This window comes from Streptomyces mirabilis (assembly GCF_018310535.1).
Lineage (GTDB): Bacteria > Actinomycetota > Actinomycetes > Streptomycetales > Streptomycetaceae > Streptomyces.
In genome coordinates this window covers 5793369-5814930 of sequence record NZ_CP074102.1, presented here as the reverse complement: position 1 = coordinate 5814930, position 21562 = coordinate 5793369, and the positions used below count along the sequence as shown (strand labels likewise).

Below are 21562 nucleotides of genomic sequence, written 5' to 3'. Positions count from 1 at the left end.
CGGTCTAGGTCGGGTCAAGTCGTGCTCTCGGGACGGGGTTTCTTCTGCCAGGGGTAGGTCGGCCGCTGTCCCGGCGGGGTGATGGCGGAGCGCGGCGGCTCGTCGGCCGGGCGGGACTGCGGGGGCTCCGGCCAGGTCTGGCCGCTGGAAGTGGCCGTGTCCGGTGCCGGCGCCTCGGGCCAGGGGGCCGTGGGCCCCGGCGCGGTCGTCCAGTGCCTCAGGGCGCCCGCCTCGACGTCGATCTGCTCACTCAGCGAATCCAGGTCGTCGGCGGCGAACCGGCGGGCCCGGTCGCGCGCGGCCCAGCGAAGCGAGTCCGCGGACTGCGTGATCCGCTCGGTGCGCTCGCGCAGCTCGGGCAGCCGTGTGGAGAGCGTCCGCTTGTCCGGTTCGCTCTCCAGGCGCCTCAGCTCGTCGTCCAGCTCGCGCCCGTGCACACTGAGCCGCTCGAACAGCCCCAGGGACTCCTTCAGGGACTCGTCCTCGGCCACGCCCGAGTGCAGCGCGTCCTGCGTGGCCCGCATCGAGGTGCGCAGCATCAGTCTCAGCTGGGCGATCTCGCCCGCCGGGCCAGGCTGAGTGAAGGTCTTGGCACGCAGGGTGGTGTCCTCGACCGTGCGGCGGGCCTGGGAGATCGTGCGGTCCACACCGCGCTTGGCGGCGCCGATCACCTTCACGGTGGCGTATGCGCCCAGCACCACGAACAGCAGGAAGAGCAGGGCGATAACTGTGATCACGGCTTCCACCACGCTCCTCCTCCGGACGTCGCGGCAACCGCCGCGTCACTCTTCAACGGTAAACGCAACGGGCAGGTCCGGAGTTCCGGAAGAACCCCGAACCTGCCCGTAGGGGACTACCCCTAGCCAAGCCACCGATCCGTGCCGGACCGGGGCAAGCGGCTACGCCGTGACGATGTTCACCAGCTTCGGCGCCCGCACGATCACCTTGCGGATGCCCGCGCCGTCCAGCGCGGCGACGACCTTCTCGTCGGCCAGCGCGATCTTCTCCAGCTCCGCGTCGGAGATCGACGGGGAGACCTCCAGGCGCGCCTTGACCTTGCCCTTGATCTGCACGACGCAGGTCACGGCCTCGTCCACGACGTACGCCGGGTCGGCCACCGGGAAGTCCTGGTGGACGACCGAGTCGGTGTGGCCCAGCTTGCGCCACAGCTCCTCGGCGATGTGCGGGGCCAGCGGCGCGACCAGCAGCACCAGGGGCTCGGCGACCGTGCGCGACACGGGGCCGCCGGTCTTGGTCAGGTGGTTGTTCAGCTCGGTGACCTTGGCGATGGCGGTGTTGAAGCGCAGGCCCTCCAGGTCCTGGCGCACGCCGTCGATCGCCTTGTGCAGCGCCCGCAGGGTGTCCTCGTCGGCCGGGGTGTCGACGACCGTGACCTCGCCCGTGGTCTCGTCGACGACGTTGCGCCACAGCCGCTGCAGCAGCCGGTACTGGCCCACCACCGCGCGCGTGTCCCACGGCCGCGACACGTCCAGGGGGCCCATCGCCATCTCGTACAGGCGCAGGGTGTCCGCGCCGTACTCGGCACAGATCTCGTCCGGAGTGACCGCGTTCTTCAGGGACTTGCCCATCTTGCCCAGCAGCCGGGAGACCTTATCGCCCTGGTAGTAGTACGCGCCGTCGCGCTCCTCCACCTCGGCGGCCGGCACCGCGATGCCGCGGCTGTCGCGGTACACGAAGGCCTGGATCATGCCCTGGTTGAACAGCTTGTGGAACGGCTCGACCGAGGAGACATACCCCAGGTCGTACAGCACCTTCGACCAGAAGCGCGCGTACAGCAGGTGCAGCACGGCGTGCTCGGCGCCGCCGACGTACAGGTCGACGCCACCGTGCGGCTGACCCTCGCGCGGGCCCATCCAGTACTGCTCGATGGCCGGGTCGACCAGCTTCTGGTCGTTGTGCGGGTCCAGGTAGCGCAGCTCGTACCAGCAGGAACCCGCCCAGTTGGGCATGGTGTTGGTCTCGCGTCGGTACTTCTGCGGGCCGCGGCCGTCACCCAGGTCCAGGGTGACGTTGACCCAGTCCTCGTTGCGGGACAGCGGCGTTTCGGGAGAGGTGTTCGCGTCGTCCGGGTCGAAGGTGCGCGGCGAGTAGTCCTCGACCTCCGGCAGCTCCAGGGGCAGCATCGACTCGGGCAGCGCGTGTGCGACGCCGTCCTCGTCGTAGACGATCGGGAAGGGCTCGCCCCAGTAGCGCTGGCGGCTGAACAGCCAGTCGCGCAGACGGAAGTTGACGGTGCCCTCACCGATGCCCTTGCGGGCCAGCCACTCGGTGATGCGCTCCTTCGCCTCGGCCACGCCCAGGCCGTCCAGCGAGATGTCGTCGTTGGAGGAGTTGATGATCCTCGCGTCGTAGGACGCGAAGGCGTTCTCCCACGTCGACGTGTCGGTGCCGCGGCCGTCGGTCGGCTCGACAATGCAGCGGATCGGCAGCTCGAAGGCGCGCGCGAACTCGAAGTCGCGCTGGTCGCCGGCCGGGACGGCCATGATCGCGCCGGTGCCGTAGCCCATCAGCACGTAGTCGGCGATGAAGACCGGGACCTGCTCGCCGTTGACCGGGTTGGTCGCGTAGGCGCCGGTGAAGACACCGGTCTTGTCCTTGGCCTCGGCCTGCCGTTCGACGTCGGACTTCGAGGCGGCCTGCACACGGTAGGCGGCGACGGCCTCGGCGGGCGTGGCGTGACCGCCGGTCCACACCTCGTGGGTGCCCTCGGGCCAGGCTTCGGGGACGAACTTGTCGACCAGCGGGTGCTCGGGCGCCAGCACCATATAGGTGGCGCCGAACAGGGTGTCCGGGCGCGTGGTGAAGATCGTGATGGCTTCGCCGTCGATCGGGAAGTCGACGCGGGCGCCCTCGGAGCGGCCGATCCAGTTGCGCTGCTGCAGCTTGATCGCCTCGGGCCAGTCCAGCGCCTCCAGGTCGTCCAGCAGCCGGTCGGCGTACGCCGTGATGCGCATGTTCCACTGACGCAGCTTGGCCTTGAAGACGGGGAAGTTCCCGCGCTCGGAGCGGCCGTCGGCGGTGACCTCCTCGTTGGCCAGCACCGTGCCCAGCCCGGGGCACCAGTTGACGGGCGCGTCGGAGGCGTACGCCAGTCGGTACTCGCTCAGAACGTCGGCGCGCTCGTCGGCGGTCAGCTCGTTCCACGCGCGCGTGGCGCCGTCAACGCTCGCTACGGCGCGCTCGCCGCTCTCGAACTGGGCGATCAGCGCGGAGATCGGACGGGCCTTGTCCGCCTCGTCGTCGTACCAGGAGTTGAAGATCTGCAGGAAGATCCACTGCGTCCACTTGTAGTACTCCGGGTCGATCGTGGCGAACGACCGGCGCTTGTCGTGACCCAGGCCCAGCGCGCGCAGCTGGGCCTTCATGTTCTCGATGTTGGCCTCGGTGGACACGCGCGGGTGGGTGCCCGTCTGCACGGCGTACTGCTCGGCGGGCAGGCCGAAGGCGTCGAAGCCCAGGGTGTGCAGGACGTTGTGGCCCGTCATGCGCTGGAACCGGGCGAATACATCGGTGGCGATGTAGCCCAGGGGGTGGCCGACGTGCAGACCCGCTCCCGAGGGGTACGGGAACATGTCCATGATGAACTTCTTGGGCTTGGCGGCCAGCTCGGGGTCGCCCGCCAGGTCACCGCTGGGGTTCGGCGCCTCGTACGTGCCCTCGGCGTCCCAGAAATCCTGCCAGCGTGCCTCGATCTCAGCGGCCATCGCGGCCGTGTAGCGGTGCGGCGCTGCCACCTCGGAGGCGGCAGCGGGGTTCGTCTCGCTCATGATCCTCAAAGCTCCATCGATCGTCTCTGCCAGCGGCTTAGAAATGAAAAATCCCCTCGCACAGGAGGGGACGCCGCGCCGATTCCGACCACGGGTCGTCAGTGGTCGGGACTGATCAGCGCGGCTCGCTAAGCAGAAGGCGTACGGCACGCATGGCGTCAGGGTACCGCAGCCCCTGCGCGCGCCGCGACGAGCTTGGGACGGGGCAGACACGCCGTGCCGCTCGTCACAATCACGCCAAAAAAACTGAACAATATTCAAATATTACTTCGCGTAAGGGGACGCTACGGGACAACACAAGGGCCTGGTCGCCGTTTGATAACAACGCAATAACTCAAACCTCGTACCCATCGGTATGGCTCGACTTAGAGTTCGGCTTCGGGACCGCTTCCCCGAACCGTTGGGAGTAACCCCCTATGAACCCTCGTCGCAGTGGCAGCACGCTTCCCCGACCGGGCCGCTCGGCCTACGGGGTGGCGACGGCTGCCGTCCTGCTGCTCATACCCGTGGTCGTGCTGGCCGGAGGCAACCGAGTCCAGGACTTCCTCAACTTCGGTGCGGGCGTCCTGTCGCTCGTCTCCCTCACGTGTTCGGTCATCTGGGGCCTCATCGCCCAGGACCGGCTCATCCTCAACACGCGTCAGCGGATCGTGGCACAGGGCATCCACCGGGTGACGGCCGTCGGCTCGATCGCGTTCCTCTTGGTGCACATCACCATCAAACTGGCACTGGACCACACCGTCCTGATCGCCGCGCTGATCCCCTTCAGTCTGGGCGTCAAGGGCAGCGCCGGACTCATCGGCCTCGGCTCCCTGGCCGGGCTGCTCATGATCTTCGTGGGCATCACCGGCGCACTGCGCAACCAGTTCGCGGCCCCGGCACCGGTCGCGGCGCGCTGGCGCGCGATGCACATGCTGGCGTACCCGGCCCTGTGCGCGGCGCTGATCCATGGCCTCTACGCGGGACGGGCGGCGAAGCCGTTCTTCATGGTGTCCTACGAGCTGTGCCTGGTCGCGGTCGGCGCGGCCCTCGCCCTGCGCGCGGCTCCCCACCCCTTCAAGCGCAAGGTCGCCGACCGGATCCTGGCGATCCTCGGCGAGGGCGGCGGCGCCGGTGGCCGCATGGCCCGCGAGGACCTGACGGCATCCCGTGCCGCCCTGTCGGAGAACTCCCTGCCGGGCTTCGCCCCGCGTCCCGCGCAGCAGTCCTCGGGCGCCCCCTTCGTACCCCCGCAGCGCACGCCGTCCCCCGAGCAGTCGCTGTACCAGACCCCGGTCGACCCCGCTGCCGCCGCGGACGCGACGTCCGGCTTCGCGGCCGCCTACCGGGCCGTCTCGGGCACGCCCGGCGCGAACCCCGCCGGCGCGGCCCCGACCGAGCGCATCCAGATGCCCATGGACATGCAGCCGACGGAGACGTTCCCCCGCGCCGACGCCGGTGGCAGCACGTCGGGCAGCTGGCCCATCCCCTCGCCGCCGCCGGTCGGTGAGGCACCCCGCTCCGCGTACGACCCGCTCGCCGACACGGGATACAACATCCCCGTCTATGACAACTCGGCCACCGGCGGGTACGTCACGAGTGATGTGTACAACAACGGTGAGACGAACCCCGCCTTCGGTACGTACAACACCAACGACACGTACGACAGCGGTCCCACGCCTGACGTACTGCCGGGCGCCTTCGACGCTCCTGGCTCCGGTGAACCATGGAACGCCCCTTCCGGAGGCTTTAAGTGAACGAGGCCCTGCCCGACGTCCCGGAGGTCCGCGTCGTCGGACTTCCGCAGCTCACGTCGGGCTTCGACCTGGTTGAACGGCTCGATCTGCCCATGCACCTCAAGGTGCACGGGCCGCTCGAGCCGATGGGCGGTGAACAGCTCGCGGGCCTCGCCGAGGCCATCGGACTGAAGGGCCGCGGCGGCGCGGGCTTCCCCTTCGCCAAGAAACTGCGCTCGGTCGCCGAGTCGGCCATCAGCAAGGGCATCCGACCCGTCGTGGTCGTCAACGGAAGTGAGGACGAACCCGCCTGCCGCAAGGACACGGTGCTCATCAACCGTGCCCCGCACCTCATCCTGGACGGCGCCCTGCTGGCCGCGGAGGCCATGGGCGCGCGCACCCTGGTCATCGGGGTGACCCGTGAGTCGACCCAGCGGTCCATGGAGGCCGCGCTGGCCGAGCGCGGCCTGAGCGACCGGCGCGGATCGCCGCTCCGCGCGCGCGTGCAGCGCAATCCGGTGCGGATGGTGACCGGAGCGGCCGCTTCGCTCATCCGCTCCATCGACGGAGGCCCGGCCGTCCCACCGGGCCGCAAGATCAGCGCGTCGCAGAGCGGCGTCGGCGGCGCGCCCACCCTGCTGTCGAACGCCGAGACGTACGCGCAGCTGGCCATCGCCGCCCGTATCGGCCCCGACCGCTACCGCAACACCGGTCTGTACGACGAGCCCGGCACCGTCATGCTCACCATCTCCGGCGCGGTCGCCCGCCCCATGGTGATCGAGGTCCCCACCGGCGTGCCGCTGCGCTACGTGCTCCAGCTGGCCGGCGCCCCGCCGATGCCGCAGGGCGTACTGACCGGCGGCTACCACGGCAAGTGGCTGGACGCGGCGACGGTCAACGAGGCGATCGTCTCGCGCAACTCCCTGGACGCGGTGGGCGGCGCGCTCGGCGCCGGCGCGATCCTCCCGATCACCCAGGAGACGTGCCCGCTGGGCGAGTCGCTCCGGGTGGCCCAGTGGCTGGCCGAGGAGAGCGCGGGACAGTGCGGTCCCTGCTATCTCGGCCTGCCCGCCGCGGCGCGCGGCCTGGAGGACATCCTCAACGGCGGCGGTCCGGCCGCCCTGGAGGCCGTGAAGCAGGTCGCCAAGGCCGTGAAGAGACGCGGCGCCTGCTCGCACCCCGACGGCTCGGCGATGTTCATCGAGTCGACCATCAAGGCGTTCACGGACGACCTGGCCGCCCATGTCCTCGGCAATGGCTGCGGAAGGCCCGTGGAGGGCGTTCTGCCGCTCTTCGAGGGCGGTCAGCTCCCCACCGGCATCCCCGGCGGCCAGGCGGTCGAGGAGGCGGGTCCCAGCCGCCAGAAGATCTACGTCGACTGGACCCTGTGCCGCGGTCACGGCCTGTGCGCGGACATCCTTCCCGAGGTCTTCGAACTGGGCGCCGACGGCTTCCCCACCGTCGCGCAGGCCCAGGTGCCCCGGTACGCGGAGGCGAAGGCGCTGCGGGCCGTACGCCGCTGCCCGGCGCTCGCCCTGCGCATCGAGGAGGACACCCGCTCCTCCGCCCCGGCACGCAACAACCTGCCGGTCCTCTCCCAGCGTCGTGGTCGTCGGGCGCTCGGCAGCGGCCGCTGAACACGACGAAGGCGGGTCACCCTGACCGGGTGACCCGCCTTCAATATTTGTGGAGCTAAGGAGAATTGAACTCCTGACCTCCTGCATGCCATGCAGGCGCTCTACCAACTGAGCTATAGCCCCTCGTGGCCATGCGGCGAAGCCGCATATCGACCGTGTCGCCCGGTTTCCCCGGCGGCGACGCCAACATTACACGGTCCTCCCCGTGGACCACCAAATCGATTCCGTGCCGTGCGGACAATGCGGACATGAGGGATAGTGTCGGCCTTCGTGACCGTGATCGCGCTCCCCCGTGTCCGCCGCAGTGCGCCCGTCGCCCTGGGGGCGTGCCTGTTGTCCTTCGCCGCCTTCTGGTGGGCGCAGCGGGCCGCGCACGTGTCGATGATCGACCTGATGGTGTACCGGGCGGAGGGCGAGACCGTCCGCGCGGGCGGCGACCTCTACGCGCTGCGTACGACCGAGGCCCATCTGCCGACCACCTACCCGCCGTTCGCGGCGCTGCTGTTCACACCGCTGACTCTGCTGGACACGTCGGCCATGCGGACCCTGGCGACGGCCGGAAATCTGGCCCTTCTTGTGGTGTTCGTGACCCTCTCGCTACGGCTCGTCGACCACGCGCGCGTGGAGAGCGTCTGGTGGGCTTCCGCGGCGGCCGTGTGGTGCGAGCCGGTGTGGACGACCGTGCGGTACGGGCAGATCAATCTGCTGCTCGGAGTACTGGTGCTGTGGGACCTGACGCGGCGGCCCTGGCACCGCTGGGCCGGAGTGGGCATCGGACTCGCGGCGGCGATCAAGCTGACACCGGCGCTCTTCGCGGTGTTCCTGCTGGTCACCGGTGCCGTGACATACGCACGGCGGAGCCCCGGAGGCCCCTGGCTGCGGCACGCGCGCGGGGCGGGCGTCACGTTCGCCGGGGCAACCCTGCTGGCGACCTCCGCCCTGCCGTACGACTCGTGGCGCTTCTGGAGCCGCATGGTCTTCGAGACAGGCCGGGTCGGGCTCGTGGAGGACACCGCGAACCAGTCGCTGCGCGGGGTACTGGCCCGGCTGCTGCACACCACTCAGCCGGGCTTCTGGTGGGTCGCCGCGGCGGCCGTGACGGGCTCCCTGGGCCTCGGGGTCGCCGTGGCGGCGGAGCTGCGCGGGCGGCGCGACTGGGCGGTGACCGTCTGCGCGGTCACGGCACTGCTGATCAGTCCGGTGTCATGGTCGCACCACTGGGTGTGGTGCGTGCCGATGGTGCTGATCCTCGGCACGCGCGGCCGGGCGGCCGCCGTCGGTGCGGCGCCGGTGACCGCCATCGGTACGGCGCTGGTCTTCTGCTCGTACGCGCTGTGGTGGGTGCCACACGGCCCGGGACGGCTCGAACTGCAACAGACGGGCGCCCAGTTGACGTTGTCGGCCCTCTACGAAGGAGCCGGTCTCGTCTTCCTGACCCTGATCGGGGTCAGGCTGTGGCGAACGAATAGAACCGTTTGAGCGTGCAGTGCTCGTCGAGGAGCCGGCCGTAGATCGGCTCGCCCTCCAACTCGCGGTACGTCTCGATCGGGTCGCCTTTTATGATCAGCGCCCGCGCGCACTCCTCACACCAGTACTGGTAGTCGTGGTTGACCGGCTCCATGTCGCGGACGATCGGCGTACCACTGCCGCACCAATCGCACTTCCGCCTGTGTGCACCCATCGATCAGCTCCAGCTGTGGCCGCAGGCCGTGCACACGTAGGAGATCCCGCCGTTGTCGCCGAGGACCTGGGCGACGTGGACCGATCCGCAGGAAGGACAGTCGAGGAGAGTGGCTCTTCTACGTGTCTGTGCCACGTCGAGGAGATCATCGACCTCCTCGAGGATGCTCGCAGGCATCGCTTCTCCCTCCCGTCGGGCCGCGCCCCCTTCCGGCCGTTTGATTCTGCCACGGCCGGAGCAATACGGTCAGCGACGCCTTCGTACCAGTCCGGACACGGCACCCGACGTGGCCGTCGCGGCCAGCGCATACGTGCACATGAGGAGCGCGTCCGCAGAGGTATACGCCCCCGGAGCCCCAAGTGACTCAAGTCGGTTCAAGAAGAGTGTGCCAAAGGCCGCGACACCGATCAGCTGACCGAGCTGGGCGACCGTCGCGAGCAGTCCACTCGCGTCCGCCGCGTCCTCGGGCCGTACCGTGGCCAGAGCCCTGGTCAGCGTGGGACTGAAGCCCAGCGCGAGGCCGGTCCCCACGCCTGCGAACGCCACATACAGCCAGGGACCGCCGTCGCCCCCGCCCTTCAGCACGGTTCCGACGCCGGCGACGGACACGGCGGCGATGACGAAGCCGGTGGGGATCAGGACACGTTGCAGAGCGGTCGGCCAGTTGCGCCAGGTCAGACCGACCAGGCCGAAGACCACCGCGGTCGGCGCGAAGGTGAGTCCGGCGCGCAGCGCGCTGTACCCGAGCCCGCCCTGAACGTGCAGGGTCAGAGCGAACAGGAAGCCCGCGTTGACCGCCATCACCGCGAGCAGGCGGAAGACCGCGAGACCCATGCCGGGGTGGCGCAGCACCCGGGGTGAGATCAGCGGCGCTCCACCCCGCCGGGCGAGCCGGGACTCGTACAGACAGAGAAGGGTGAAGAGGACCGCGGCCGCGCCGAGCGACAGCCAGGACCACAGCGGCCAGCCCTCCTCCTGACCGAGCACGAGCGGCACGGTGAGCAGCGACACGGCGGCGCCGAGCAGGACGAGGCCCGGCAGGTCGAGGCCGCGTGAGCGCTCCACGGCTCCCGCGGCGTCCCGTGGCAGGACGCGGTGGCCGACGGCCAGGAGTACGAGGCCCACGGGCACGTTGACGAGGAACACCGGCCGCCAGCCGGTGCCGAACAGGTCGGCGCTGACCAGGACACCGCCCAGCACCTGTCCGGCCGCGGCACCCGTCGCGACGACGGCGGAGTACGCGCCGAGGGCACGGGCCCGGGCCTCGCCGGTGAAGTGGCGCTGGATCAGGCTGAGCACCTGCGGGATCATCACGGCCGCACCTGCGCCCTGCACCAGCCGGAAGGCGATCAACTCCCCGGTTCCCCGTGCGAGTCCGCACGCCAGCGAGGCCGCGGTGAACAGCGCGAGTCCGGCGAGGTGGACGCGACGGTGACCGAGCAGGTCGCCGAGGCGCGCGCCGGTGATCAGCAGTACGGCGTACGCGATGGAGTATCCGGCGACCACCAACTGCATTCCGGCGCCGGACGCGTGGAGTTCGGAACCGATCGTGGGCACGGCGACGTTCACGATGAAAACGTCGAGCAGCGCCATGAACTGGGCTGTGAGCACGGCCGCGAGCAGCCGTCCGGGGCGATTGTCAGTGCCGGGGGCTTTACTGGTCGCAGGACTTGAATCCGCTGCGGCACCTGGGCCCGCGGGGGTTGTCGTCGTCATGACTCCGAGCCTGGCGTCGGCCGGATACGGGTGCCGAGAGCCCGCCGATGCTGGTACTGACAGCACCTGGCAGCGGTCGGGTTCGGCGCGGACGATGGAAGACGGGGGAAGTGAAGCCGATGAACACGACACAGCGTCGCAGGCCGGAGCTGGCCGGCTTTCTGCGCGGCCGGCGGGCGCGGGTGACACCCGCCGACGTGGGGATGCCCCCGGGCTTCCGGCGCCGTACGCCGGGGCTGCGCCGCGAAGAGGTCGCGCAGCTCTCCGGGGTCGGTGTGACCTGGTACACATGGCTGGAGCAGGGCCGCCCCATCAACGCCTCTCCTCAGGTCCTGGACGCGGTGGCGCGCACCCTGCGCCTGGACCAGACCGAGCGGGAGCATCTGTACCACTTGGCCGAAGTGCCCTACGAGTCCGAGCCGGAGCTCCCCGCGCAGACCGTGAGCGCGGAGATCCAGGGCATCATCGACGCCCTCGATCCGCGCCCGGCGGCGGTCTACAACTCGCGGTACGACATCCTGGCCGCCAACCCCCCCTACCGGGACCTGTTCTTCGTGCCACAGACGCTCGACATCGGCGTTCCCAACGTGCTGTGGACCCTGTTCACCGTGCCCGAGCCCGGCTGCCCCGTGGTGTTCCGGGACAGCGAACTGCCGTTGATGGTGGCGACGCTGCGCTCCGCGTACGGCAGACATGTCGGCGAGCCCGCCTGGGAGGACTACATACGCGGGCTGTCGGCCGCCAGCCCGCGCTTCGCCGAGTTGTGGGCGGGCGGGGACGTCCTCCCGCCGGGACCGCGTGTGAAGACGTTCCGCCATGAGGCGGTGGGCGAGCTGCGGATGACCTCGGTGTCACTGTCCATCGACGGGATGCCGGAGTGCCGGATCGTCGCCTACACCCCGGACGACGAGAAGGCGCGCAAGGGGCTGGCGGTTCTGCGCGAGCGGCGGGAGCGGTTGTGGCCACCGTCACTCGAAGCGGCCACTGCATCCCTGGGACCGGTGTCGCCCATGTCACCGACATCCTGGGGGACATGAAAAAATCCCGCCCCTCGAAAGGAACGGGATTCTCATCACTGACCTGTGTTGATCTTTGACAACTCAAGAGAGTCGATCTGTGGAGCTAAGGAGAATTGAACTCCTGACCTCCTGCATGCCATGCAGGCGCTCTACCAACTGAGCTATAGCCCCTTGCGTTCTTCCCGCCCGGCGGGGCGAACAAGAAGAACTTTAGCCTGCGACCTGCCAGAAAGTGAAATCCGGTCCCGCCGGGCCCCCGGGACCGGACAGGGGGCAGCTCAGTCGTCGTCGCCGAGCACCGGCTCCGGCAGTGTGCCGGCGTTGTGCTCGAGCAGCCGCCAGCCCCGCGCGCCTTCTCCGAGGACGGACCAGCAGCAGTTGGAGAGGCCGCCGAGGCTCTCCCAGTGCCGGGACTCCAGGCCGAGCAGGCGCCCGATGGTGGTGCGGATGGTGCCGCCGTGGCTGACCACCACGAGGGTGCCGTCCTCGGGGAGCTTGTCGGCGTGGCACAGCACCACGGGGGCGGCGCGGTCGGCGACCTCGGTCTCCAGTTCGCCACCACCGCGGCGCACCGGCTCACCACGCTTCCAGGCGGCGTACTCGTCGCCGTACTGGGCGATGATCTCCTCGTGCGTCAGCCCCTGCCAGACGCCCGCGTAGGTCTCGCGCAGGCCCTCGTCGTGGATGACGTCGATGCTGGTGAGCGTGGACAGCTCGGCGGCCGTGTTCGCGGCGCGCTGGAGGTCCGAGGCGACGATCGCGTCGGGCTTCAGCGAGGCGAGCAACCGGGCGGCGCGGCGGGCCTGGCCGAGGCCCGCCTCGGTGAGCTCGACGTCCGTGGTGCCCTGGAAGCGGCGATCCACGTTCCAGGACGTCTGGCCGTGCCGCCACAGAATGATGCGGCGACCGCGGCCCGGCTTCGTCCCGGCCTCGACGCCCGCGACGGTCGGCTGTCGCTGCGCCTGGGCGTCACCCGTGGCGGATGTCCTGGCCGCCTCGGCCCCCGCCGCGGTCACCGCAGCTCCCCGAGTTCGGCGGAGTCCTCCTCGGCCTGCAGCTTGGCGTGCTCGGCGGCCTTGCCGCGGGTGGCCTTGGCGTCGGCGGGCAGGTCAAGCTCCGGGCAGTCCTTCCACAGCCGCTCCAGAGCGTAGAAGACACGCTCCTCACTGTGCTGCACGTGCACCACGATGTCGACGTAGTCGAGCAGCACCCAGCGGGCCTCGCGGTCGCCCTCGCGGCGCACCGGCTTGGCACCGAGCTCCTTGTTCAGCCGCTCCTCGATCTCGTCGACGATCGACTTGACCTGGCGGTCGTTGGGGGCGGACGCCAGCAGGAAGGCGTCGGTGATCGAGAGAACGTCGCTGACGTCGTAGGCGATGATGTCGTGCGCGAGCTTGTCGGCGGCCGCCTGCGCGGCGGTGGTGATGAGCTCGATGGAGCGGTCCGTGGCGGTCACTACGCGGCTTTCCGTCGGCGGTCAGTAATGACTCAAGGGTCTCACGGACCGCCGACGGCGCCCCACGCGTTTCCGTGGCCACGTCCCGGGGGCCCCGGAACGTGGCGCCGACCGCTCCGGAGGGTGACCCGCGACCACTCTTCGTGATCACCCAGTGGAGTGGTCACCGTGATCACCCGGTGGAGGTGGTCACCTTGTAGTCCTGGCCGAGGACCACCGAGACGTCCGCGTTGGACGAGCCACTGCCCTTCTTCACGATGCTGGTGGGCAGGCCGAGGGTCTTCGCGACCTCGATGGCGTCGTTCTTCCTGGCGGCATCGGCGTACGTGATCTGGGACACGCTCTGCGCGGTGGCGCCGGTGCCGGAGTCCAGGAAGGTGTAGCCGCCGTTGACCAGGACGACGCGGGCCTTCTCGGTGGCGTCCTTGTTCCCGGTGGCGTTCTTGATGCCGACACGGACGGCGGCGTCGGCGGCGGGACTCTTGGCGGTGCCGCCGAGGACGTCCTTGACCACGCTGTTGGTGGCGCTCTCGCTCAGGGTGCCGTCCTGCTGCACGGGCAACAGCGCCGTCTTGTAGTCGCCGCCCTTGGCGAGGTCGGCAAGCTTGGCGAGGAAGGCGCCGAGGTCCTGGTCGGTCAGCGAGGGGTCGAGGATCTGCGCCAGGGTCTGCACGGTGGTGGTCGCGGCCTGCTTGTCCGAGGACAGCTTGCGCAGCACGCCCTGCATGACCTGTCCGAACCGCTCCAACTGTGCGTTCTGGGCTTCGCCGGAGGCCCGGTAGGTGGCGTAGTCGACGGCCATCTTGCCGCTGAGGGTCTGGTTCTCGCCCTTCTTCACGAGGGGCGCCTCGCCCTTCTTCTTCGCATCGGGGTTCGGCACATCGGCGTTGGTGGTGAGGTCGATGTTGCCGACGAGGTCGACGAGGTTGTTGAGGTAGGGGGTGTCGAGGCGCCAGGTGCCCTGGATGTTGGTCCCGAGCACCGTGTCGATCGCGTCCCGGGTCCCGGAGGAGCCGTCGTCGCCGACCGACTTGGCGAGCGTGGTCGTCGAGCCGCTGTCGTCCGTCAGGGCAAGGGTGTTGGGCAGCAGGACGGTGGTGCCCTGCTTGGTGGTGGTGTTGTCGACGAGCAGCGCCGTGGAGGTGCCGCCGCCCTTCGTGTTGTGCAGGTGGACGACGATCACATCGCGGTTCTGGGCACCCGTGGCCGTCGTCGCGGCGGACTTGCCGCCGGAGGAGGTGCCGGGCAGCTTCCCCGCGTACCAGAGGTAGCCGACGCCGCCGACCACGACCAGGGCGAGCACCACGGTCAGAGCGACGACCCTGCTGCGGGCGCGGCGCTTGGCCTCCTCGCGGCGCTCGGTGCGGTTCTCGGTGAAGTTGAGCCAGTCGATGACGTCTTCGGGCTCGGCTTCCTGCTCCTCGACGAAGGCGAACTGCTCGGTGCGGTAGTCCCGGTCGGCCCGGGGCTCGTTCTCCTCCGAGTGGCGCGCCTGCTGCGGGATGTAGGCAGTCTGCTCGGCCACCCGCGGCTGCTGCCCGGTGCTCCTGCCCGCGGCGCCGGTGCCGCTCCGGGACTGGCCCGGTTGCCCGGCCCGCCCCGTCTGCCCGACCTGACCAGCCTGCCCGGTCTGACCCGTGTGCGCCGACTGCGTCGTCTGCGCCGTCTGCCCGTAGGGGTCGTACGACGTTGTCGTCCCGGACGCGCCGGATCCGTACGGGTCGTAGGGGTCGTAGCCGGGGACCGCGGTCTGCTGACCGGTGTCGTACGAGGACACGGGCTGCTGCTGACCTGTGTCGTAGCCCCCCGCGCCGGTCGCGTAGGGGTCGTAGCCGTAGCCCTGGTGCTGCTGGGGCTGCTGCGGCTGTGCGTACGGGTCGTAGCCCCGCTGGGGCTGCTGGCGCGGCACCTGCCGGTATACAGGCTGCCCGAACTCGTCGTAGCCGACGAGCTCGTACTGGTCGCCGTCCGCGTATCCGTCGTATCGGTCGTTCACCGGTGCCCCTCTCGGCTCACTCGCCTCACTCGCCGCGGTACAGCTCGCGCTTGTCGATGTAGCGCACCACACCGTCCGGCACCAGATACCAGACGGGGTCGCCCTTGGCGACTCTCGCACGGCAGTCTGTGGAGGAGATGGCCAGCGCGGGAACCTCGACCAGCGAGACGCCACCCTCGGGCAGGCCCGGGTCGGTCAAGGTGTGACCGGGTCGGGTGACTCCGATGAAGTGCGCGAGGGAGAACAGCTCCTCCGCGTACCGCCAAGTGAGGATCTGGCCGAGCGCGTCGGCACCGGTGATGAAGAAGAGATCGGTGTCGGGGTTGAGAGCGCGCAGGTCGCGCAGGGTGTCCGTGGTGTAGGTCGGGCCGCCGCGGTCGATGTCGATGCGGCTCACCGAGAACTGCGGGTTCTCGGCGGTGGCGATGACCGTCATCAGATAGCGGTCCTCGGCCGGTGAGACCTTCCGGTCGGACTTCTGCCACGGTTGCCCGGTCGGTACGAACACCACCTCGTCGAGGTGGAACTGCGCGGCGACCTCGCTGGCCGCCACGAGGTGCCCGTGGTGGATCGGGTCGAACGTTCCGCCCATGACGCCGAGGCGGCGCTTGCCCGGATTCGAGGGGCCGTTCCCGGGGCCGGTCGTCAGCCGGCTCACCCCGCCTCTCACCGCGCCGCCGAGCGCGTCACCCGCGGCGCCGCCGACGGCGCCGCCCTCCGTGCCACTCGCCGGACCGGTAGGCATGTCCTGCTCTCCCATGCGTGCAGACCCTACCGGCCCGGTCGACGGGCTCCGCCCGACAGGGGTCCCCGGGACGGCTCCGAACGGCCGAAAAGCCTCAGCGGTCGCGGTTGAAACGCGTGGTGATCCACAGCAGCAGGAGCAGCACGAACAGTGCGCCGCCGCCGGTCAGGAACGGGTTGAGGCTCTCGTGGTTGCCCCCCTGCTCGCCCTCGGCGGCAACGGTGACCAACTGTGCAGCGGTGCTGTGGAAGCTCATCTCGGCAGGACCTATCCGGTGTGGGCGGGATAAAGACGTCGGTCCATCGTATGCGGGGGCCTCGGTCGCGATCACGCCGACTCCGCCGTCGGGGACGCCGGTTGCTCAGGCCTCCCCGGCCGGCACACGCCTCAGTGGTCCCGCCTGTCCACGCGTCAGTCGTCCCGCTTGTACCCGCGCAGCAGGAACCAGGCGGTCAGGCCCACCCCGACGATCATCACGATCAGCACGACACGGAGCAGATTGCCCGGGCCCTGCTTGTCTGCCGCGCTCGCGGCCTCGGTGAGCCAGGCGGCTGCGGGGATGTGCTCCATGGTGATGGACTCCTTCTCTGTACTGCCCGTCCACGGTATCTCCGCCTAGGCTGGGCCGTGCCTTGGGGGCACAAAAGGCACTCAGACGCGCATGGGGGAACACATGTCCGACAACGGCCACCAGCAGAACGGGCACGAGCACGAGAACGTGCCGAGCAGGCAGCGCAGGCGCTTCGAGGGGATCTCCTCGCGCACCTACGAACACCCGGCGGACCGCTCGGCCCTGGTGGCCCTGCGCAAGCTCAGCGGCTTCGACACGGTCTTCAAGGCCCTGAGCGGCCTGCTGCCCGAGCGCAGCCTGCGGCTGCTGTTCCTGTCCGACTCGGTGCGCGTCTCCGACGCCCAGTTCGCGCACCTCAACACCATGCTGCGGGACGCCTGCCACATCCTGGACCTGGAGAAGGTCCCGCCGATGTACGTCGCCCAGGACCCGCAGCCGAACGCGATGTGCATCGGCCTGGACGAGCCGATCATCGTCGTGACGACCGGGCTCGTCGAGCTGCTGGACGAGGAGGAGATGCGGGCCGTCGTCGGGCACGAGGTCGGTCACGCGCTCTCCGGCCACGCCGTCTACCGCACGATCCTGCTCTTCCTGACCAATCTGGCGCTCCGGGTGGCCTGGATCCCGCTGGGCAACATCGCGATCATGGCGATCGTGACCGCGCTGCGCGAGTGGTTCCGCAAGTCGGAGCTGTCGGCCGACCGGGCGGGGCTCCTCGTCGGGCAGGACCTGAAGGCCTCGATGCGCGGCCTGATGAAGCTCGCGGGAGGCAATCACCTGCACGAGATGAACGTGGACGCGTTTCTCGAGCAGGCCGAGGAGTACGAGGCCGGGGGCGACCTGCGCGACTCCGTGCTCAAGATCCTCAACACCCTCCCCCGCACACACCCCTTCACCACCGTGCGGGCCGCCGAGCTGAAGAAGTGGGCCGAGTCCCGCGACTACCAGCGGATCATGGACGGTCACTATCCGCGGCGCAGCGAGGACAAGGAGACCTCGGTCTCGGACTCCTTCCGGCAGTCGGCCGCGAGCTATGCCACGGACGTCAAGAACTCCAAGGACCCGCTGATGAAGCTGGTCAGCGACATCGCGGGGGGCGCGGGTGACCTCGGCGGGCGGGTGCGGCGCGGGTTCGGGGGCTTCGCCGGCGGCACTCCCAAGGACCAGACCGCCCCGAACGACCGGACCGCCCCCGAGGACCGGACCTCGCCGAAGGACCAGCCGCCCCGGGACAGCACCCCCGAGGACGACGACTGACGCGCACGGGCACGGGCACGGGCACCGAGGACGCGACGGTCACGGTCAGACCCTCGGTCGGCAGAACCTCGGCTGTCGGACCTTGGGCCGCCAGACCTTTGGGCCGTCAGACCTTGGGCTGCGAGCTCGTCGCCAGTGAGCCGCACAGTGCCGTCGCGCTGCCCGTCGCGTACGGGTCGGTGCCGGCCGGGCCGCCCGCCTTCGCCGTCTGGCCCGCGAGCAGCGGGTGCAGATGGGTCACCGAGTCCTCGGAGCAGGCGAGCGGCCCGGCCTGGACGTAGGAGACGACCAGCTCGGCCTGGTGCATGCGCAGGTCGTCGCGGTCGAAGCGGAACTGCAGCTCGCGCCGGACAGTGAACAGCGAGGCCTTCGCCTTGGGGTCCGAGCCGGCCGGCTTCAGGGCGTACACGAAGGTGTGGTCGGCGACGACCTCAAGGGTGCTGGAGTCGAACTCGGCGGCCTGAAGAGTGCCCTGCACCCTGATCCTGGAGTCGGCGAGCTGGGCGCGGGTGGGGTCGAAGCGGACCAGCCAGCCGGTGGGCGCGTGCCGACCGTCGGCGGCCGGGTGGTCGAAGCTCTGGTCGAACTGGTCGAGCTGCTGTGGGGCGAGCAGGATCCGTACGGGCCGGTTGGTGACGCCCGTGAGCACCTCCGGGTCGAGCGAGGACTTCACGAGGTAGTCCTTGGCGGTGGTCAGGGCGGCCACGACCTGGCTGTCGGAGAAGTGCGCGGTGCGCCGGTAGGCGGGCAGCGCGATGCCGTCGGCACCGACGGCGAACTGGGCGGCCGGGCTGTGCGCGTACAGCTCCTCGGCGCTCGCGGCCCCCGGCACGGCGGTCTGGGGCGCGAGGGGTATGACGGTCATCCGCAGCGGTTCGGGGGACTGGGCGGCCGGGGTCTGGTACGGGTGCCGCACGCCCATGTAGATCGCGGTGCCGAAGGCGACGGCGATCAGCAGGACCAGTATCAGCGCCTGCCGGGGCAGACCGCGCTGGAGGGTGGGGCGGCGGCGTACGGCCGGGGCGTGGTCGGCCATCCGCTCCTGCGCGGAGAACTCCTGGAGGCGGGCAGCACGGACGAACGACTCGTCGAAGACGACGGATCGGTATTCGTCCTCTCCACCAGCGGGAGCGCCCTCGGGTGTCCCCTCAGGTGGGTCTCCAGGCCCGCCCATACCTTCAGGGTAGGTCTCCGGGGGCTCAGGTAAACGCCGTGGTACACGACAACTTCTGACAGGTTCTCACCAGGATCGCCAAGGACCGCCGCGATCGTCAGAATGTTCGAAGGGCTGTCAGGGGCGGCGCGGGCGTCATGGGTGTCAGGGCGTTCGGGGAACCGCGGACACGGCCGAATGGGAGTACTCGGCCGAAGCGGAGGGGCCGGTGCCGGTGACCTTGTCCTGGCCTTGCTCAAGGCCCGTGGAGGCGGGTGGCGGGACCTGGTCCTGGCGGCCCGAGGAGGCCCCCCGGTAGACCGCCGTGAAGGCCAGGGCGACCATGCCGACGCCCATCACCAGGGCGAGCACCCAGGCGACGGGGCGGTGCCAGCGGGCCTGTTTCCCGTAGGCCCTGCCGTATCTGCCGTACGAGCCCGGCACTCCGTAGCGGCCTTCGAGGATCTCGGTGTCGTCGAGGTCGTCCAGGTCCGGGTCATGGCCGTAATCGCCAGGGCCGTCCGGGCCGAACCCGTCCTCATAGCGCTCGTCGTCGCCGCGGGCACCCCGGGAGTGCGCCCGGCGCGCCTCGGCCTCTGAGGCCTCCGCGCGGGCCTGCGCGGCTGCTAGGAGGCGTTCGACGGCGGTCGGCTCATGGATCACCGCCGCACGTACGAAGTCCTCGTCGAAGACCACGGAGGCGAACTCTTCGTCCGCACCCCCGCGATCGCGGTCGTCGTCGGGCTCCCAGCCGTCAGGGAACGGCGTGCCCCCCACGTCCTCCGGCACGGATCCAGAGTAGACCTGGGGGGTCATTTTGGGCAGACGGTATGGAAATTCATCCGCCTGACGAGACGCGGCTCACGCGGAGCGCGGGCTCAGCGCCGGATGTGTCCGTCACCCGTGACGATGTACTTGGTGCTCGTCAGCTCCGGCAGCCCCATCGGCCCCCGCGCGTGCAGCTTCTGCGTGGAGATGCCGATCTCGGCGCCGAAGCCGAACTGGCCGCCGTCGGTGAAGCGGGTCGAGGCGTTCACGGCGACCGTGGTGGAGTCCACCAGTTGGGTGAAGCGGCGGGCGGCCTGCTGCGAGGTGGTGACGATGGCCTCGGTGTGGCCGGAGGTCCACAGCCGGATGTGTTCGACGGCCCGGTCGAGCGAGTCGACGACGGCGGCGGCGATGTCGTACGAGAGGTACTCGGTCTCCCAGTCCTCGGGCGTGGCCTCGACGACGGTGGCCTTGGAGTCCTTGGCGTAGGCGAGGACGCGCTCGTCGGCGTGCACGGTGACCCCGGCGTCCGCGAGGGCGTCCAGGGCGCGCGGCAGGAACTCGGGGGCGATGTCCTGGTGCACGAGGAGCGTCTCGGCGGAGTTGCAGACGCTGGGCCGCTGCGCCTTGGAGTTGATCAGGATGTCGATCGCCATGTCGAGGTCGGCGTTCGCGTCGACGTACACATGGCAGTTGCCCGTGCCGGTCTCGATGACGGGGACGGTGGACTCCTGGACCACCGTGCGGATCAGCGAGGCGCCGCCGCGCGGGATGAGGACGTCGACCAGACCGCGGGCGCGCATCAGCTCGCGCACCGACTCGCGGCCCTCGCCGGGCACCAGCTGGATGGCGTCGGCGGGCAGTCCGGCGCCGCCCACGGCGTCGCGCAGCACTCGGACCAGGGCGGTGTTCGACTCGAAGGCCGAGGAGGAGCCGCGCAGCAGGACGGCGTTGCCCGACTTCAGGCAGAGGGCGGCGGCGTCGACCGTGACGTTCGGGCGGGCCTCGTAGATGATCCCGACGACGCCGAGCGGGACGCGGACCTGGCGCAGGTCGATGCCGTTCGGGAGGGTCGAGCCGCGCACGACCTCGCCGACCGGGTCGGGCAGCGAGACGACGTCCCGCACGTCCGAGGCGATGGCACGCACGCGCTCGGGCGTGAGCGTGAGCCGGTCGATGACGGTCTCGCTGGTGCCGGCCTCGCGGGCGCGCGCGATGTCCTTGGCGTTGGCCGCGACGATCTCGCTCGTACGGACCTCCAGCGCGTCCGCGATCGCGAGCAGCGCGTCGTCCTTCTCGGCCCGCGGCAGGGGTGCGAGATCGGCGGCGGCGGCCTTGGCGCGGTAGGCGGCCTGGGTGACCGGGGACATCGAGTCGTACGGCGAGAGCGTGGTCATATCGGAAGGGTAGTGCGCCGGACGGACCCGTCCAGCGGCTGTCCCACACCCCGAGACAGGGTCAAAAGGGATGGACTCCGACCGGAGTGGCCGGAAGTGGCCCATACCCCTCCGCGATTCGCTGGTGGTACGTCTCGCGGTCGATGACCTCCAGGCCGACGATCTCCCAGGGCGGGAGCTTGGCGGTCTGGCGGTGCTCACCCCACAGGCGCAGGGCGACGGCCGCCGCGTCGTGCAGGTCGCGGGCCTCTTCCCAGTAGCGGATCTCCGCATGGTCGTTGGCGTAGCGGCTGGTCAGCAGAAACGGGTGGTCGTGGGCCAGCTGTTCGAGGGCGCGCCTGACCTCCTTCAACGGGGCCTCGCCACCCGAGACGCTCAGCGTGACATGCCACAGCCGGGGCTGGTCGGCCGGCTTCCCGCCCTCGTAGGTGTCACCGGCCGCGACACTCGTCAGGGCCCGTTCCTCGCCTGCCGCGCGGGCAGCCGGACCACCCGCCCGGGAGGCGGCACCGCCGCGGGACGCCGCCGCCCCAGGGCGCACTCGTCTCACGACGGCCTCCTTTTCGCAATGGTCCGCAATGTCGTACTGCATCGGGCTGCATCGGGGTCTCCCCGCAACAAAGTTGAGCAGGTGGGGAGCCGCCGTGTGGCGCTTTTACACAA

At 70.1% G+C, this 21562-nt stretch carries 20 protein-coding genes and 2 tRNA genes; 5 read left to right on the top strand and 17 right to left on the bottom strand.

Annotation, left to right across the window (positions count from 1 at the left end; translation table 11 throughout):
* Nucleotides 1–14: 14 nt before the first annotated feature.
* Both SMIR_RS25615 and leuS read right to left on the bottom strand, forming a co-directional pair.
* Nucleotides 15–746, bottom strand: a complete 732-nt coding sequence (locus SMIR_RS25615) for a hypothetical protein (protein WP_211118707.1) — start codon at nt 744–746, stop codon at nt 15–17.
* Between the two features lie 153 nt (nt 747–899).
* The gene (gene leuS, locus SMIR_RS25610) at nt 900–3788 is read right to left on the bottom strand and encodes a leucine--tRNA ligase (RefSeq protein ID WP_168491450.1); all 2889 of its coding nucleotides are present in this window, start codon (nt 3786–3788) and stop codon (nt 900–902) included.
* Between the two features lie 416 nt (nt 3789–4204).
* Here leuS and SMIR_RS25605 point away from each other — a divergent pair, with 416 nt between their 5' ends.
* Nucleotides 4205–5524, top strand: a complete 1320-nt coding sequence (locus SMIR_RS25605) for a cytochrome b/b6 domain-containing protein (RefSeq protein WP_212727426.1) — start codon at nt 4205–4207, stop codon at nt 5522–5524.
* Nucleotides 5521–7140, top strand: a complete 1620-nt coding sequence (locus SMIR_RS25600) for an NADH-quinone oxidoreductase subunit NuoF family protein (RefSeq protein ID WP_168491452.1) — start codon at nt 5521–5523, stop codon at nt 7138–7140. Before SMIR_RS25605 ends, SMIR_RS25600 begins: the two co-directional genes overlap by 4 nt.
* Before the next feature lie 50 nt (nt 7141–7190).
* Here SMIR_RS25600 and SMIR_RS25595 read toward each other — a convergent pair.
* Nucleotides 7191–7263: transfer RNA gene (locus tag SMIR_RS25595), tRNA-Ala, on the bottom strand.
* A gap of 147 nt (nt 7264–7410) precedes the next feature.
* On the opposite strand from SMIR_RS25595, the gene SMIR_RS25590 reads away from it, so the two are divergent.
* Nucleotides 7411–8619 (top strand): glycosyltransferase 87 family protein, encoded by a 1209-nt coding sequence (locus SMIR_RS25590; RefSeq protein ID WP_249938476.1) that lies wholly within the window; start codon nt 7411–7413, stop codon nt 8617–8619.
* On the opposite strand, the gene SMIR_RS25585 is transcribed toward SMIR_RS25590, so the two are convergent.
* The 3 genes from SMIR_RS25585 to SMIR_RS25575 form a co-directional block, all read right to left on the bottom strand.
* Nucleotides 8588–8821 (bottom strand): hypothetical protein, encoded by a 234-nt coding sequence (locus tag SMIR_RS25585; protein WP_010986886.1) that lies wholly within the window; start codon nt 8819–8821, stop codon nt 8588–8590. The genes SMIR_RS25590 and SMIR_RS25585 overlap by 32 nt on opposite strands.
* Nucleotides 8822–8824: 3 nt before the next feature.
* Complete coding sequence (locus tag SMIR_RS25580) at nt 8825–8998, bottom strand: hypothetical protein (RefSeq protein WP_101405208.1); 174 nt, start codon at nt 8996–8998, stop codon at nt 8825–8827.
* Between the two features lie 69 nt (nt 8999–9067).
* Nucleotides 9068–10537: an MFS transporter gene (locus SMIR_RS25575; protein WP_211118709.1), complete on the bottom strand. Its 1470-nt coding sequence runs from the start codon at nt 10535–10537 to the stop codon at nt 9068–9070.
* A gap of 119 nt (nt 10538–10656) precedes the next feature.
* Between SMIR_RS25575 and SMIR_RS25570 the strand changes: the two genes are divergently transcribed.
* On the top strand, nt 10657–11574 hold the full coding sequence (locus SMIR_RS25570; protein WP_212727425.1) for a helix-turn-helix transcriptional regulator: 918 nt from the start codon (nt 10657–10659) through the stop codon (nt 11572–11574).
* An 80-nt stretch (nt 11575–11654) separates the two neighbouring features.
* On the opposite strand, the gene SMIR_RS25565 is transcribed toward SMIR_RS25570, so the two are convergent.
* The 7 genes from SMIR_RS25565 to SMIR_RS25535 form a co-directional block, all read right to left on the bottom strand.
* Nucleotides 11655–11727, bottom strand: a tRNA-Ala gene (locus SMIR_RS25565).
* Nucleotides 11728–11834: 107 nt separating this feature from the next.
* Nucleotides 11835–12455, bottom strand: a complete 621-nt coding sequence (locus tag SMIR_RS25560; RefSeq protein ID WP_168501024.1) for a histidine phosphatase family protein — start codon at nt 12453–12455, stop codon at nt 11835–11837.
* Between the two features lie 113 nt (nt 12456–12568).
* Entirely contained in the window at nt 12569–13012 is a 444-nt protein-coding gene (gene rsfS / locus SMIR_RS25555; RefSeq protein ID WP_168491454.1) for a ribosome silencing factor, read from the bottom strand.
* 172 nt (nt 13013–13184) lie between these two features.
* Nucleotides 13185–15008, bottom strand: coding sequence for an LCP family protein (locus SMIR_RS25550; RefSeq protein ID WP_212727424.1), 1824 nt, complete (start codon nt 15006–15008; stop codon nt 13185–13187).
* 25 nt (nt 15009–15033) lie between these two features.
* Nucleotides 15034–15600: a nicotinate-nucleotide adenylyltransferase gene (nadD, locus tag SMIR_RS25545; protein ID WP_248297702.1), complete on the bottom strand. Its 567-nt coding sequence runs from the start codon at nt 15598–15600 to the stop codon at nt 15034–15036.
* Nucleotides 15601–15847: 247 nt separating this feature from the next.
* Nucleotides 15848–16009: a hypothetical protein gene (locus SMIR_RS25540; protein WP_095854717.1), complete on the bottom strand. Its 162-nt coding sequence runs from the start codon at nt 16007–16009 to the stop codon at nt 15848–15850.
* A gap of 155 nt (nt 16010–16164) precedes the next feature.
* Nucleotides 16165–16323: a hypothetical protein gene (locus tag SMIR_RS25535; protein ID WP_168491460.1), complete on the bottom strand. Its 159-nt coding sequence runs from the start codon at nt 16321–16323 to the stop codon at nt 16165–16167.
* A 103-nt stretch (nt 16324–16426) separates the two neighbouring features.
* Here SMIR_RS25535 and SMIR_RS25530 point away from each other — a divergent pair, with 103 nt between their 5' ends.
* Nucleotides 16427–17581, top strand: a complete 1155-nt coding sequence (locus tag SMIR_RS25530) for a M48 family metallopeptidase (RefSeq protein ID WP_168491462.1) — start codon at nt 16427–16429, stop codon at nt 17579–17581.
* 106 nt (nt 17582–17687) lie between these two features.
* Here SMIR_RS25530 and SMIR_RS25525 read toward each other — a convergent pair whose 3' ends face one another.
* The 4 genes from SMIR_RS25525 to SMIR_RS25510 all read right to left on the bottom strand — a co-directional run bounded on the left by SMIR_RS25525 (nt 17688) and on the right by SMIR_RS25510 (nt 21440).
* Nucleotides 17688–18755: an SCO2583 family membrane protein gene (locus tag SMIR_RS25525; protein WP_168491464.1), complete on the bottom strand. Its 1068-nt coding sequence runs from the start codon at nt 18753–18755 to the stop codon at nt 17688–17690.
* Nucleotides 18756–18899: 144 nt separating this feature from the next.
* Complete coding sequence (locus SMIR_RS25520) at nt 18900–19523, bottom strand: SCO2584 family spore wall biosynthesis protein (protein WP_527252125.1); 624 nt, start codon at nt 19521–19523, stop codon at nt 18900–18902.
* Nucleotides 19524–19612: 89 nt separating this feature from the next.
* Complete coding sequence (locus SMIR_RS25515) at nt 19613–20899, bottom strand: glutamate-5-semialdehyde dehydrogenase (protein ID WP_095854712.1); 1287 nt, start codon at nt 20897–20899, stop codon at nt 19613–19615.
* Nucleotides 20900–20960: 61 nt separating this feature from the next.
* Nucleotides 20961–21440 carry a DUF8830 family protein gene (locus SMIR_RS25510; protein WP_168501025.1) on the bottom strand — a complete coding sequence of 160 codons (480 nt, stop codon included), beginning with the start codon at nt 21438–21440 and terminating at the stop codon, nt 20961–20963.
* Nucleotides 21441–21562 lie beyond the last annotated feature (122 nt).

Coding starts and splice junctions, on each gene's coding strand:
- leuS (WP_168491450.1), bottom strand. CDS start 3,788: ATGAGCGAGACGAACCCCGCTGCCGCCTCCGAGGTGGCAGCGCCGCAC.
- SMIR_RS25605 (WP_212727426.1), top strand. CDS start 4,205: ATGAACCCTCGTCGCAGTGGCAGCACGCTTCCCCGACCGGGCCGCTCG.
- SMIR_RS25585 (WP_010986886.1), bottom strand. CDS start 8,821: ATGGGTGCACACAGGCGGAAGTGCGATTGGTGCGGCAGTGGTACGCCG.
- SMIR_RS25580 (WP_101405208.1), bottom strand. CDS start 8,998: ATGCCTGCGAGCATCCTCGAGGAGGTCGATGATCTCCTCGACGTGGCA.
- SMIR_RS25575 (WP_211118709.1), bottom strand. CDS start 10,537: ATGACGACGACAACCCCCGCGGGCCCAGGTGCCGCAGCGGATTCAAGT.
- SMIR_RS25570 (WP_212727425.1), top strand. CDS start 10,657: ATGAACACGACACAGCGTCGCAGGCCGGAGCTGGCCGGCTTTCTGCGC.
- nadD (WP_248297702.1), bottom strand. CDS start 15,600: ATGGGCGGAACGTTCGACCCGATCCACCACGGGCACCTCGTGGCGGCC.
- SMIR_RS25540 (WP_095854717.1), bottom strand. CDS start 16,009: ATGAGCTTCCACAGCACCGCTGCACAGTTGGTCACCGTTGCCGCCGAG.
- SMIR_RS25535 (WP_168491460.1), bottom strand. CDS start 16,323: ATGGAGCACATCCCCGCAGCCGCCTGGCTCACCGAGGCCGCGAGCGCG.
- SMIR_RS25530 (WP_168491462.1), top strand. CDS start 16,427: ATGTCCGACAACGGCCACCAGCAGAACGGGCACGAGCACGAGAACGTG.
- SMIR_RS25525 (WP_168491464.1), bottom strand. CDS start 18,755: ATGGGCGGGCCTGGAGACCCACCTGAGGGGACACCCGAGGGCGCTCCC.
- SMIR_RS25515 (WP_095854712.1), bottom strand. CDS start 20,899: ATGACCACGCTCTCGCCGTACGACTCGATGTCCCCGGTCACCCAGGCC.